General features: G+C 55.8%; 9 protein-coding genes and 2 pseudogenes. 3 read left to right on the top strand and 8 right to left on the bottom strand.

The window, feature by feature from the left end:
• Position 1 precedes the first annotated feature (1 nt).
• A complete protein-coding gene (locus QZV76_RS06245; RefSeq protein ID WP_290599092.1) occupies positions 2–2119 on the top strand; it encodes a hypothetical protein in 2118 nt (705 codons plus the stop codon).
• Between the two features lie 430 nt (positions 2120–2549).
• Here the strand turns inward: QZV76_RS06245 and QZV76_RS06240 are convergent, their stop codons facing one another.
• Together QZV76_RS06240 and crgA are read right to left on the bottom strand one after the other, a co-directional pair.
• Complete coding sequence (locus tag QZV76_RS06240; RefSeq protein WP_290599091.1) at positions 2550–3080, bottom strand: hypothetical protein; 531 nt, start codon at positions 3078–3080, stop codon at positions 2550–2552.
• A gap of 335 nt (positions 3081–3415) precedes the next feature.
• Positions 3416–3679, bottom strand: a complete 264-nt coding sequence (crgA, locus tag QZV76_RS06235; protein WP_290599089.1) for a cell division protein CrgA — start codon at positions 3677–3679, stop codon at positions 3416–3418.
• Positions 3680–3796: 117 nt separating this feature from the next.
• Here crgA and QZV76_RS06230 point away from each other — a divergent pair.
• A pseudogene (locus tag QZV76_RS06230) lies at positions 3797–5309 on the top strand (nucleobase:cation symporter-2 family protein).
• Between the two features lie 181 nt (positions 5310–5490).
• On the opposite strand, the gene QZV76_RS06225 reads toward QZV76_RS06230, so the two are convergent.
• The 3 genes from QZV76_RS06225 to QZV76_RS06215 all read right to left on the bottom strand — a co-directional run bounded on the left by QZV76_RS06225 (position 5491) and on the right by QZV76_RS06215 (position 7770).
• Positions 5491–6519 (bottom strand): hypothetical protein, encoded by a 1029-nt coding sequence (locus QZV76_RS06225; protein WP_290599087.1) that lies wholly within the window; start codon positions 6517–6519, stop codon positions 5491–5493.
• Between the two features lie 166 nt (positions 6520–6685).
• Positions 6686–7105: a hypothetical protein gene (locus tag QZV76_RS06220; RefSeq protein ID WP_290599085.1), complete on the bottom strand. Its 420-nt coding sequence runs from the start codon at positions 7103–7105 to the stop codon at positions 6686–6688.
• Positions 7093–7770, bottom strand: coding sequence for a hypothetical protein (locus QZV76_RS06215; RefSeq protein ID WP_290599084.1), 678 nt, complete (start codon positions 7768–7770; stop codon positions 7093–7095). Before QZV76_RS06215 ends, QZV76_RS06220 begins: the two co-directional genes overlap by 13 nt.
• Positions 7771–8007: 237 nt before the next feature.
• Here QZV76_RS06215 and QZV76_RS06210 point away from each other — a divergent pair, with 237 nt between their 5' ends.
• Positions 8008–9354, top strand: a complete 1347-nt coding sequence (locus QZV76_RS06210) for a C1 family peptidase (RefSeq protein ID WP_290599082.1) — start codon at positions 8008–8010, stop codon at positions 9352–9354.
• Between the two features lie 173 nt (positions 9355–9527).
• Here QZV76_RS06210 and QZV76_RS06205 read toward each other — a convergent pair whose 3' ends face one another.
• The 3 genes and pseudogenes from QZV76_RS06205 to pknB (QZV76_RS06195) all read right to left on the bottom strand — a co-directional run bounded on the left by QZV76_RS06205 (position 9528) and on the right by pknB (QZV76_RS06195) (position 14216).
• Positions 9528–10403 (bottom strand): Stk1 family PASTA domain-containing Ser/Thr kinase, encoded by an 876-nt coding sequence (locus QZV76_RS06205; RefSeq protein ID WP_290599146.1) that lies wholly within the window; start codon positions 10401–10403, stop codon positions 9528–9530.
• Positions 10404–11030: 627 nt separating this feature from the next.
• A pseudogene (gene pknB, locus QZV76_RS06200) lies at positions 11031–12086 on the bottom strand (Stk1 family PASTA domain-containing Ser/Thr kinase); the annotation flags it as partial.
• Between the two features lie 15 nt (positions 12087–12101).
• Positions 12102–14216, bottom strand: a complete 2115-nt coding sequence (gene pknB / locus QZV76_RS06195) for a Stk1 family PASTA domain-containing Ser/Thr kinase (RefSeq protein ID WP_290599081.1) — start codon at positions 14214–14216, stop codon at positions 12102–12104.
• Between the last annotated feature and the right edge of the window lie 20 nt (positions 14217–14236).

Raw genomic sequence — 14236 nt, 5'->3', positions numbered from 1 at the left:
TGTGAAAAACAAGTTTGTGTTGCCGGGTGCGGCTGCTTTTGCCGCGGCTGCACTGTCACTCTGCCTCGGCGGCGGAGTGGCACACGCACAAGAAGCTACAGATAATTCTGTTACTTCTGTGCACGTGCAAGCACCTCGGATCGTCGACACCGTACGTGTCACCAATGACAGCCCAACCCCCGAAGCACCTGTTGACGGTGCTCTCGCATTTCTCGCTGAATCCATTAATCTCGTTGGACGCGACGTTCTCTCCCAAAAGGAGTACATGTCCCGCGGCCCCATTATCCGTGTTGTCGATGCACGTGGAGACATGGAAACCGAGAAAGAATCTCTCCTCGACCACAATCTAGACGATGCCAGCACTCCAGATAAGGACGTTCCTCCTATTCTGATTGCTGGCAGTTTTGCTGTTCCGGCACTTGCTGTCCCCGGCTCCATTGCCGTCGGCGCCATCGGTGGTGGACTCGCTGGCCTCATTGGTGTTATCCCCGGTACCGCTGCCGGTATTGTGAGCGGCACTGTTGCCCGTCACCTCACTGGTGGCGGACTTCCCGGTGCTGTCCTCGGTGGCATCACCGGTGGTATTAACGGTGGCATTGCTGCTGTTACCACCGCTGTTGGTGCACCGATCCTGGCAGGCATCGCTGCCGCTGCCGTCGGCGCTCTCCCCGCCGCCGGTGTTCTTGCCGCAGCTTCTGCTATTCCGGCAGTAAAGGTTGTTCAGTCCCGCTCTGAAACCATGCTGAAGGAACTTCCTGCCCTCAAGATGCCGGAACTTCCCGAGACTATTGTTATTAAGCTCGGAAAACCGAACATCGCAAAGCCTGCTGCTCCTAAAGCACAGGACGTGAAGAGCGAAACTGGAAAGCCAGAAAACGGCAAGCAGACAGATCAGAAGAAGCAGGGCCAAGGCTCCAAGAGCGAAAGCAATAAGAAGAAGGATAACGACCGCACCGGCGACAAGCCGAAGGACGATTCCAACAAGCGCGAGAGCAACAAGAACGGCTCCGCTGCAAATGGAAACGGAGGCGCCCAAGACGTTAAGTCTTCCACCCAGCCTTCCACCATTACTGTTCAGCAGATTCTCGACAATCTGAAGAACGTTCCCCTTCCTGACCTCAGCACCATCGCTATCTCCAATGTTAAGAATCTAAAGAACGTTCAGATTGCTGGAAAGACCCCTGAAGAAATCGTCTCCACGGTTATCTCTTCCCCCATTCCCGCATTGCTCGTCGGCCCGGCCATCGCCGTTCCCGGTGCAGTAGTTGGCGGAGTTGCCAGTGCCCTCGTTACCGGCGTCGTCTCCACTATCCTCAGTGGTGTTATCCCCGGTGCCATCAGTGGCGCACTGACCGGTGCTATCCCTACCGCTGGCCATCTAGCACTCGCCGGTTTGATCCCCGCTTCTGCAGCACTCCTCATCCCGGCTACCATTGGTGGTACGTTCCTCCTGGGCGCACTATCAACCCTCCCCCTTATCATTCATGCAGTTTCTCACACTGTCATCGTGCTCCCCATTGTGCGTGACATGTTCTTGCTGCCTGTTATCGTTCCCGTCCTCATTGGTGTTCCGGTTGTTGTTATCGGTTCCTTTATCGTTGGTGGATTGCTTATCGGTCATCTTCTTCGCCATGGTCTCCTTGGTGCGATTATTGCCGGTCGCGTTCTTCGCCACGGTGTAGAAATCCTGAGTGCCCTGGCTCTCGCTCATGCACTTCGCCACGGTCTGGGAATCCTTGGTATCTTCGGTGCACTGCTACTGACTACCGGTGCTGTTCTACCGATTCTTGGTACTCTCACCGTTGTCGTTTGCATTGTTCCGGTTTTTGGACTTCACCATGTGGTGCACTTCTTTACCCATCTCCCACTGTTGCTGCTTGTGCTACCAATTCAGTGGTTCTTCAAGTACTTGCCTGAAGGCCTAGACCTCGCAGGTGTTATCGTTCTCATCGTTGCTGCTTGTTTAGCTGCTGCAGGATTATTCTTTGATGTTGACCCCTGCTCTGGAGCAGTCATAGGACTTGGCGGTGGCGGTGTATGCACCATTGTCGGTCTTAGCTTGCTTGCAGCCGGCATCATCTTCGGTATCGCTTCACCCTGGCGGCACCTCATCCCCTAAAAGATAAAAACCTCTAGCTGAGAAGTTTGTATGAAGCTATGGGAACGCTCCCATTCCTTTCAGATGTAAACCTCTGATGTGAACTTCTGTCCCACTATTCCTGCAAAACAGGAATAACGGACAATCCGCTAGTAAGTAAATACAAGTAATGCCCCTTCCTCGCGGAGGGGCATTACTGCTATATTGACGCACTACAGTAGCCGCTGCATGGTGTCGTTACATGGCCGCTACAGAGAGTGTCTGTTACAGGTCGCTACAGAGTGGCTGATACAGTGCTGCCTAGTGCCGTCCAGTGTTGTCTAGTGTGCTGCCATGCTCGGCACTAGTGCGTTGCCTCGCATAGGGAACACTATTCTGGGCTTTCATTTGGGTTCTCAGCCATTACCGTTTTAGGTAATAACAAATTACTGGTTTGCGGTTGCCTGCGGTTTTAACGCTGCTTGCTCAGGTTAAGAATGCCGGCTTCCTCCAAATTGGAGGCAATACGCAGTGGACTTACCCCAATATCCCCCCACGTCACAATCTCAAGCGTATCCCGCTGACGATCCTCCATAGTGGGCAATGGGAGAGGAAGAGACTTCACTTCCTCATACTGGTGGCGCAATTCCGTCCAATCCCCCGCCCGGGCAATATCAAAAGTCAGCATGGGTGAATGCTGAATAATGCCGGAAGGACGATCAATGCGGAAACCGTGCACAGAATAAAGAGGATAAATGTGGTCACGGAAAGTGCGGCGAACATGCAGGTGCGTATCCGTAATAATAAGGCGCGGACGCCGAATAATGCCGGCAATGCCATAGCAGAGTGTAATAACGCCGGCGATGAAGAGAAGAATCTTGGCAGTAATGCCAACAGAGATACCGAAAGTGATACCTAGGAAAACAATGCCGAAAATGGTGTTGATAATACGCCAGGCGATATTAGGGGACCAGGCGTAACGGACAGAACCATCAAACGACATAGGGTATTTTCTCCATAAAGTTATCCACAAGATTATCCACAGTGTGGATGAATTACATGTTTGTTATTATTAACGTACTTTTTAACAAGTGTTTTACGTGCAAGCATAGTACAAACTTAGCTAAAAATAAGATTCGTAAGAATAGCAAAATTACTATCCACAGGCTGTGGATATGTGGATAATACGGATGTTCCCATGTAAAGGATAAAGAAAATCCCCATTGCCCACACTGTAATCAGTGTAAACATTGGGGATCTCCCAGTATGCAATTTAATTACTAAAAGCCTTCAAGTATGCACTTAATGAGGTTAGTACTCAGTGCTACCTATACGCAGCTACCGCCATCGCAATGTCATCAGCAGGCCAATAATCATAAGGCCAAAAGCAATGAGGTAATTCCAGGCGCCCAAGTCATCCACAAACGGGATCACACCACGGCCGGCTACTAGGTAGTACATAATGATCCAGGCAAGGCCAAGAACCAGGCACACGCCCATAATGGTAAGCCACACGACTGGGGTCTTTGTCTGCTTTACCTTAACAGGAGTACGGGTCACACCCTCAGAAAGATCCGTCTTCGTCACTTTTGACTTAGGCATAATGTCCTCTCACTACCACCGCACGTTACGATGATCACCTCATCAATCTACCAACGCACAGCTAAAACGGCACATTTCGCTTATACAACTATACAGATAACCCCGTAAACTAGCACCATGACCACTGAGCCGCCTTCCTCACCTTCCCCGCAATCTGAACAACCACGTGAACAACCAAGTGAACAGCCAAGTATTGTCAGCACCGACCCCGCCGACAATAACGCCATGCACCCCGACGTCAACGCCAACCCGGGGTTCTGGCAACTCCTCCTGCTGGGCTTCCAACACGTCCTCGCCTGCTACGCCGGCGCCGTCGCCGTCCCCCTCTTCGTGGGATACGCGCTGGTCCAAGCCGGAAAAATGGACCCCAGCTACATTCCGCACCTCATCACCGCAGACCTCTTGGTCGCCGGCATCGCCACCATCGTCCAATCTATTGGCGTGTGGCGCTTCGGTGTACGCCTCCCCCTCATTCAAGGCTGCACCTTCTCCGCCGCCATCCCCATGGTCACCATCGGCAGCCAATACGGCCTGGCCGCAGTCTACGGTTCAGTAATCTGCTCCGGCATTTTCATCATTCTTTTCGCCCCGCTCTTCTCCCGCCTCCTCCGCTTCTTCCCACCCCTGGTGACGGGTACTGTCCTCCTTATTATTGGGTTGACGCTCATGCCGGTCGCGGCCGACTGGGTAGGTGGCTCCACCGCCGCTAAAGCAGACGGCACTTTCGGCTCCGGCCGCAACATTGGCATCGCCATGGGTGTGCTGCTGCTCATTCTCCTCATTGAGCGCTTCGGGCCCGGCTGGCTCGCCCGCATCTCCGTCCTCGTCGGCATGGTTGTTGGGTTCCTGGTCTGTATCCCCCTCGGCATGGTGAACTTCGACGGTATCCACCACGCCAACTGGGTACCCTGTTAACTTCGGCCTACAATTCCAGCCTGCCGCCATTATCGCCATGTGTATCGTCTCCCTGGTCACCATGGTGGAGGCCACCGGCGACGTCCTCGCCATCGGTGAAGCAACCCAAACGCCCATCACCAAACGCCGTATCGCCGACGCCCTCCGCGCCGACGGCTTCGCCACCGTCCTCGGCGGCTGCATGAACACCTTCCAATACACCGCCTTCGCCCAAAACATTGGCGTCCTCTCCATCACCGGCGTGAAAAGCCGCTACGTTACCGCCTCCGCCGGCGGCATCCTCATTGTGCTGGGGCTCCTCCCCAAAGCAGCGGAAGTGATCGCCGCCATCCCCGCCCCCGTCCTGGGTGGCGCCGGCATTGCCCTCTTCGGCACTGTGGCCGCCAGCGGTGTGCGCACCCTCTCCAAGGTGACCTTTACCAACACAAACATTTGGGTAGTGGCCGTCCCCACCGCGTTGGCACTACTCCCGGCCGTCTGCCCCAACCTGTTCTCCACCATGCCGGCCTCGCTGCAAACCTTCCTCTCCTCCGGCATCTGCATTGGTGCCGTAGCCGCCATTATCCTCAACCTGCTGTTTAATACTGGCCGCAACGCCCCCACCGAGCAGGCCGGGAAACCCGCCGCCCACGACGCACCCCGCGGCGGTGAATTCGGTGTCGATGACGCCGACGATGACGGCAAAGGCGACGAACCCGAACTCCCCGACGAGTGACAGGGGGCGTGGCCAAATATACTGACCACGTACGCGACTACGCCCTCGACGAGTAACAGGTAAATAAAAGCAATAGGCCAATGAAAGTAACAGACAAATAAAACTGTGGGTGGGCTGCTTCATGAGCAGCCCACCCACAATAGTTAACGGTGCCTCTAGCACTTATAGTGCGTGATGAGGTTTACTTTTTGGCTTTATCGTCCGACTTAGCGTCGGTCTTGTTCTTCTTTTTCTTCTTACCAGCGTAGATACCGTAGCCGATACCGCCCGCAGCAGCGAGAACAATAATCACAATAAGAGCAATACCCCAGCCGGGCATACCATTCTTCACAGAATCCTCGTCCGCATAAATGTCAGTATCGACGCGGCGGAGACCATTCTCATCGGTCTTCATAGCAGACGTAGAGTCCCGCTTACCCTTCTTATGGTGAGATTTCTTCTCTGACGCTTTCGCGCCTTTCTTACCCTTGGCAGCCATCATGGCATCGTGTGCGGATCCCGTGGCTTTCACAGTGGCCAGTGTGGAATCCAGTGGGCCACCATTCTTCGCCACAGCAAGACAATTCATGGGGAATGTCTTATTCCCCACTATGGGGTGATGCACATGGTTTTCCATAGTGATCCAGTTTTCGGGGTTATTCTTCTGCCCCGCAGCACCCTCAATAGCCTGATGGATAGTGGGTAGCTCACCCGGCTCCGTAGCTCGCAAGGTTACCGAGAAAATGGGTGGGGACCACACAGTATCCTTACCGTTTACCGCAACATCCATATTGGAGAGGATAAGACGGTTACCCCCCACGAGGCTCAAATTCGGCTTCGTGGTAAGAGCCTGACCAGGGGCAATAATTCTGGCGGTAACGAAAGCAGAGGGATCGTTAAGGGCAAAACGAACCACAATGTTTTTCATAGCGATAACATCCGCACCCTGCTGTTTACCAAGAATAGTGTCGGGGCGGTAATCGACGGTGATGGTGAACTCGTCACCCACCTTCACATTATCGGGGGTGACGATTTTAATATGGTCAGCATCGCGCACCATGTCCGCTTTAAAGTTCAAGGGAACACCATTAGAGTGGCAATTTTGGGCGATAGGCTTGTGGATCTCAGCAGCCTCCGCACTGGCTACAGTAAGCGGAGCGCACGCACAAACCATACCCGCAGCAGCGCTAAAAGCGACGATTCGCCTAAAAAGCGAAGTGTGAATGTTCATAGTCCTAGATATTAACACCGGATGTCATAGGTCCTCACCTTGGGTAACAAGTATGGCCACCACCCCACAGACCACTCCGTAAACAATGCTTTAGCTGCGCCTATAGCCATTATCACGGGTAATTGCTACCCGCCCAAGGAAACTCGGTGAAACGATACAGAAACGTCTACACCCACAAGCGGCTAGCAGGAACCCCCAAATCCACCGTCACACTCTCAGAAACAGCCGCGCCTGCCCCAGCAGTTAACTCCAACAATTGCGCCGCCCAATAAATATCGTGCAAGGCAATACCCAAATTGTGGCACACAATCCGCTGCGCAGAGGACGTCCGGCCGGCATGCTCACCGCGCACCACCGCCGCAACCTCCACCGGGTCCGCAATAGTGCGGCTACCCGGCCACGCCTTAATGCCCTCCACGTCATCAACGAATACGAGGTCGAAGGCGGAATTAATGTTATTGAAGCCCACCTTAAAAATAGGAATAACAGTAGTACCCGGCGCGAACCACTCCGGCTGGCACTGATCACCGTCAAAATGGCTGGCGGCGCTCAACACAATATCCTTCTCCCCCACTAGCTGGCGCATATCGGTAACACCACATTGGGGAAGCCGGTGAAACGCTCTGCGAAGCGTTCATGCTGGTCCTTATACTGCAGCACCGTCACCTCATAGAAGCGCTCCGGGTGAGCAGACGCCATAATATGCAGGAAGGTGACGGCTGTGTTCCCCAACCCCACTATGCCGATACGCTGCATATCCGCATAGTTGCTATCTGCAGAGCTGCCGTCCGTGGGGCTGCCGTTGGAGGAGCTGCCGTCCGTGGGGCGAGCATTGGTGACAGCGTGAGCATTGGTGGTGGGGTGCGTATTGGCGAAGGTGAGAGCACTATGGGCCGCCACCGCACCCGTCCGCCAGGCAGTAATCCACGTACCATCCACCAACGCCAGCAACTCCCCCGTCGCCAGATCCGTTACCGTAATCTCCGCCGCCACAGAAGGACTCCGCTGCGGAAACCCATCCACCAGCTTCGTTCCCGCAATACCCAAGTGGGGAACAATAGCCGGCATCACATCGTAAAACCCCGTGCCGGGACAGCCCAACAGACGCTCATCCAGATCAACCTCAGTTTTCGCGGGAAGGATAGCCTCCTGCTTGTGGGTCAGAGCGTCCTCCACCCACTCCACCATGGTGGCGGCCTCCAGATGGTTACGGGCGAAAGAATCAATAGTGTTGAAGCTGAGAATGCGCATAACCCAGTGTTACACAGGCTGACATCACCACGCAGCCCGCAAGCCAGAACTCCGCGCAGCCCGAAAGCCAGAACCTCACTCAGCCCGCAAGCCAGAACCCCACGCACCCGTGTGAAAACAGCAGGTTTTGGGCAGTCTCCCTAAAAGCGAGCAGTTACTAGCCCAGGGCAGCTAACCGGGTAGGCTAGAGGCGTTACTACACACTTTAGTGAGCGCAGAGAAAGGACAGGATACGGAATGATCTCCGCCGACAACCTGGCCAGCTACCAGGACGCTTTCGCCGCCAGCCCCATTAACCGGCTGATGCAGAATGCCGTCACCGAATCCCCCATCACCAAGGTCGCGATGGACCGCAGTATCGCCGTCGGCATCGACAAGACCGTTAGCCACCGCCTGGACGACTGGAAAGTCACCAACCAGAAGAAATCCGGCCGCTGCTGGCTCTTCTCCGGCCTCAACTCCCTGCGCTACGCCGCCGCCAAACAACTGAACGTCCAGGACTTTGAATTCTCCCAAAACTGGATGCTGTTCTGGGACAAGCTGGAAAAATCCAACTACTTCCTAGAATCCATGATCGACCTGGCCGACGCTGACGCCGACGACCGCACCGTCCACCACCTGCTCTCCGACCCCATCGGTGACGGCGGCCAGTGGAACATGTTTGTTGCCCTGGTGAAGAAGTACGGTGTGGTGCCGAAGAGCGCCATGCCGGAAACGGAATCCTCCAGCTGCACCGCCTCCCTCAACGAGGCTCTGCAAACCCTCCTCCGCCAAGGCGCCCACGATCTGCGCGCTCTCATTGCTGCCGAGGGTGGTAAGGCTGCCGCCGACCCGCAGAAGGTTGACGCCGCCAAGCAGGATATCCTCAGCAACATTTACCGCGTTCTCGCCATTCACCTGGGCACCCCACCCACCGACTTCGAATGGGAATGGCAGGATAAAGACAAGAACTTCACCCGCGCCGGGCGCATGACCCCCCTCGAGTTCGCCGAAAAGTACATCACTGTGGAACTGGACGACTATGTGTGCGTCGTCAACGACCCACGCCCCACCAGCGAATACGGTAAAACCTACACGGTGGATCGCCTGGGCAACGTGGTGGGCGGCACCCCCGTCACCTACCTGAACGCCCCCATTGACGTGTTGAAGACAGCCGTCAAGGAAACCATTGTGGACGGTGACCCCGTCTGGTTCGGCTGCGACACGAATAAGCAGTCCAGCCGCGACCTCGGCATTTGGGACGCCCACCTATACGACTATGAGGGCGCCTACAGCCTGGACCTCACCCTGGATAAGGCCAACCGCCTGATCTACGGCGACAGCCTGATGACCCACGCCATGGTGTTCGTGGGTGTTGAGGTGGACGATGACGGCAACGCCCGCCGCTTCCGCGTGGAAAACAGCTGGGGCGAAGACATTGCCGACAAGGGCTTCTTCACCATGAACTCCACCTGGTTCGACGAGTACGTGTTCGAAATCGCTATCCACAAGGACCGTCTGCCCGCCGACCTGCGCGCCGTCGTGGACGCCCACGAGGAACCCATCGTGCTGCCCGCCTGGGATCCCATGGGAGCCTTGGCCTAAGCTAAAGCACTGAAAAGGTGCTAAGGCGCTAGGGTGCTAAGGCACTGAAGCACTAAGGCACTGAGGCACTGAGGCGCTCAACAATAAATGAATCGCATATAAACATAAGGGGAGGCGCACCAGCCGATATGACTGGTGCGCCTCCCCTTAGTACTTCTTAGTACTGCCGACTGCTAGAGGATCTTCAAGTCGTAGACTTGCAGCGTAATATCCTGGTCGGAGTCCATGTCGGATCCCGGGCTGGGATTCTGATCCTTCACCTGCCCCGCCTTGGAAATACTCTTAGTCCCAACCTTTTTCACGGTGATGGTGCCATCCCACCCGGCCGCATGCAGGCGGTTAACCGCCTCATCTTGGCTTAGGCCGCGCACGTCCGGCATCGTGATCTTGCTGCCATCCGAGATAAGCAGCGTGACCGTATCACCCTCCTTGGCCTTACCAGAGGGGTTCGTGCCTATAACAGTGCCACGCGCCTCCTTAGAGTGGACGTACTTTTCCTCCACCGTAAAGCCGGCCTCCTCCAGCGTGCTGCGGGCCTTATCCTCCGACATTCCATTAACAGAAGGAATGTAGGTGGCAGTTGTTTCACCAGTACCAATGAGTAGAGTGATCTCCTGCGAGGGGGAGATGGGGGAGCCTGCCGGCACCGACAAGCCCACAACTTTATCTTCCATGGAGGATTCGGAGGGGACGCGGCGGACGTCAGAGGCAACCTTCAACCCGGCCATAGTGAGCTTTTCGCGGGCTTCGTCCTCACTTAGGCCGCGCACGTCCGGCACCACAATGGGGTTCTTACCCTTGCCAGAAGAAATAATAAGGGTGACGCGCCCACCGCGGGCCACCATGGTACTGGCGGCGGGATCCGTACGGATCGCCATACCGCGCGGCACAGTGTTCGAGGATTCAGTTTTCAGCTCTACGCGGAGACCTTGCTGGCGTAGGCGGTCAGCAGCCGCATTGGCTTTCATGTTGGTGACGTCGGGGACCGCCAGTTGGTTCGAGAAGAGACTGACGCCCGTGACGGCCTCCGTAATGACAATGCCGGTCATCGTGAGGCCAAGAATAATGAGCAGAGCAATGCCGATTTTCTTGAAGTGGGAACCTACACGCTTACGCTTTGCCTCCTTGGGGGAGAGATTCTTCTCAGCGTCAGCCTTTGCAGTGTCTTTTGAGGAGTCTTTTGCCTTGCCTTTTGTGGTGTCGGACTTCTTCTTCCACCACTTTTTCGCCGGCTTTCCCTTTCCATCAGCAGCAGTACCATCTGTGGAGGTGCCATCAGCGGGTGTGCCATCTGCTGCAGCATTGTCTGTAGCAGTATTGTCAGTGGCAGTACTGTCTGTAGTAGTGCCGTCATTCTCATTAGTAGCAGAATCACCGTCAGCAGCGGAATCACCGTCAGCAGTGGTGAGGGCCTCAGTAGCCACACCTGCCAACGCTCCGCTACCGTCACCAACGCTGGTATCAGTGCCAGCACCAGCAGTGGACCCAGTACCGTCACCAGTGTTATCGCTAGCAGTGTTCTGCAGACCGGGGAGGTCCTCAGCGTCCCGCATGGTGCCGAAGCGGACACCTTTTTCGTTAATGGGGGCGCGCTGGTCGGCGGTAAGGCTCTTCGCGTCCTCACTGGCCTGCCGGGAATTAGCCTGCCCAGCTGCCGCTGCCGCCGCCATCATCTCACCAATACTCGCGGCGGCAGCACCAGCGGCATCAGCAGTACCGTTAGCGGCATCGTCATCGGTATTGTCGCTGGCACCAGAATTGTCGGCGGCAGTATCGGAATTCTTATCCGTTGCGTCTGCGCTAGCTTTCTTGCCTTTACGCTCCGCATCCATGCGGGCAATATCGTCATCGGTGAGTACTGGCTGCACAAGAGTAGCGTCACTCTTCATAGCCATGGGGCGCTGCCCATGCAGCACCGTCACCAGGTCCGCCTCCATATCGGCGGCAGACTGGTAGCGATCCGCAGGGTCTTTCGCCAGTGCCTTCAGCACCACCGCATCGAGGCCAATAGAGACAAGCTCATTCAGGTGGCTCGGCGGAATAGGGTCTTCCTGCACATGCTGGTAGGCCACGGAAAGCGCAGAATCACCCTCGAAGGGAGGCTGCCCCGTGATCGCCTCGTAGAGGACACAGCCAGCGGCGTAAATATCGGAGCGCACGTCCACATTCTGGCCGCGTGCCTGCTCCGGGGAAAGATAGGAGGCAGTGCCAATAACCTGGGAGGTTGTTGTCATGGTGCTGGGGGCATCCATCACCCGGGCAATACCAAAATCCATTACCTTCACCTTGCCGGTGTTGGTAATCATAATGTTGCCGGGTTTCACATCACGGTGAATAACACCCATCTGGTGGCTATACTCCAGCGCATTGCACAGGTCAGCCACAATATGCATAGCACGCTGCGGATATAGGGCACCGTCCTCATGCACCATGTCCCGCAAGGTTTGGCCGCGGATAAGCTCCATCACAATGTAGGGGCGCACACCCTCATCTGTTTTTGCCTCAGCCGTATCATAGATGGCCACAATGTTGGGGTGGTTCAGCTTGGCACTGTTTTGTGCCTCCATGCGGAAACGCTCCAGGAAGGACGGGTCCCGGGCTAGGTCTGGGCGCAGGATTTTAATAGCGACCTCGCGCTGCAGAACCGTATCCACGGCCATGCGCACTTCACTCATCCCGCCATATCCAAGAATGTCCCCCAGCTCGTAGCGGTTGGACAGCATTCCTTCCATTTTTGGGTGTCCTCCTTACGGCAGATTCAATTCGTAGACGGTAATGCTGACAGCGGAATCCTTATCCACTTCAGCCCCCGCAACCGGGTACTGCTTCGCTACCCGACCAATACGCCTAATATCCAGCGTGTTTGTGTGAGAGCGGTTAAGTTGGCCACTCCACCCCGCTGCACGCAGTTTCTCCACGGCGGACGCGCTAGTGTCACCCACCAGATTCGGCATCGTGATGAGGGAACCATCAGACACCACAAGGGTTACCGCATCGCCCTCGGAAAGATCCTCCCCCGCATTCTGCACAGATATTACCGTGCCGCGCGGCTTAGCGGATTTCATCGTCTGGACCTGCACCTTCAACCCTAAAGCGGTGAGCTTATTCTTAGCTGTCGTGACATCCTCGCCCACAACCGCAGGCAGTTGCACCGGCACGCGGCCACTACCCACATAAAGCTGAATATTTCTCCCAGGTGTAATAGTGTCACCAGCCGGCACACTCGTGCCAATAACCTTGCCCTTCTTATCGTGCGGCGAAGGCTTCTGCACAGTGTCCGCATCCACCCGAATACCGGTAAGACGCAGCATAGTACGCGCCTTGCTGACACTCATTCCGGAAACATCCGGTACTTCAATGGGGGAATTGCCGGTAGCCACATAAAGGGTGATGCGCTCATCCTTCTTCAGCTCCGTTCCCGCCTCCGGCTTCGTGCGAACAATAGTGCCATGCATTTGCGTGGGCACATCACTGACCACCACCGTGACGGTATAGCCATCACTAGTGAGGGAATCATAAACGGAGTGAGCATCCTGGTCATGATAATTCTGCAGCTTCGCACCGGCCGTCACCACAGTGTCGGAATTATTATCGTGGACACCATAGTAGATACCAGTGCCGGCAAGAATAACAACAATAACCGACGCAAGAGAGATCAATACTGTGCGGCGCTTCTTCTCCCCCAGACTCTCCCACCAGTCCTTGATGGCAGCACCACGTCCCCGCTCCTCAGTATCCTCGGCGTCCTCGGCGTTATCAATACCCCCAGCAGCATAGCCACCGGCAACACTCGCCGGAATACGCGTAGCACTGCTCGCGCTGGTAGCACCCGCGGCATTAGCAGCACCGCCAGCAGTGCCGTCAGCAGTGCCGTCAGCAGTGCCGTCAGCACCATCAGCGGCGCCGTGCTTTTTTAGCGGCTGGATAGGAAGAATGGAGGTAGAGGCAGTAAAAGACTCCGTGGGGTTAGTATCCGCCGCCAGCGTCGCCCCCATTTTTTGGTAATCCGGCAAGTGCACACGGGGCGCAACATGCTCACCCAGAATATCCTCTAAAGCCTCCTGGAAATCGCCGGCATTATCAAAACGATTCTCCGGCTGCTTCTCCAAAGCCTTCAGCACTACCGCATCCAGGGCGGGGCTAATCTCCGGCCGCACGATACTGGGTGGCTTGGGGGTATCCTGCACATGCTTGCAGGCAACCGCCACCGCCGTCTCCGCCTGGAAAGGTGGCTGCCCAGTAAGGCACTCGTAGAGGACGCAGCCCAAAGAATAAATATCGGCACGGTAGTCAATAGTTTTCCCCATGGCGTGCTCGGGGCTGATGTACTGGGCAGTACCAAAAACCGTAGACGCCTGGGTGAGGGACTTCATATCGTCTGCAGCACGGGAAATACCGAAGTCCATGACCTTCGGGACACCGGTAAGGGTAATCATAATGTTCGCCGGTTTAATATCCCGGTGCACAATACCCATCTGGTGGCTGTAGTCCAACGCATTAGCCACCTGCGCACTAATCTTCAAAGCATTCTTAATAGGCAGGGGCCCCTCGGTTCCCACCAGGTTGCGGAGGGTACGCCCATTCAGGCGCTCCATCACAATGTAGGCCAGAATGCCGTCATCGGTGGCGGATTCGCCGGTGTCGTAGATAGCCACAATGTTGGGGTGGTTGAGGCGGGCGCTGTTGCGGGCTTCACGGCGGAAGCGCTCCAGGAAGTTGTGATTACGTGCTAAGTCTTTCCGCAAGATCTTGATCGCAACATCACGATTCAACAATGTGTCACGAGCAGCACGTACTTCGCTCATGCCGCCATAGCCGAGTACTTCACCCAGCTCATAGCGTCCATTGAGTCGTCCACTCATCACGTGTCTGTCCTAGCGTT

The organism is Lawsonella sp., from assembly GCF_011525565.1.
GTDB lineage: Bacteria > Actinomycetota > Actinomycetes > Mycobacteriales > Mycobacteriaceae > Lawsonella > Lawsonella clevelandensis_A.
This window is presented reverse-complemented; position numbering and strand designations above follow the sequence as displayed.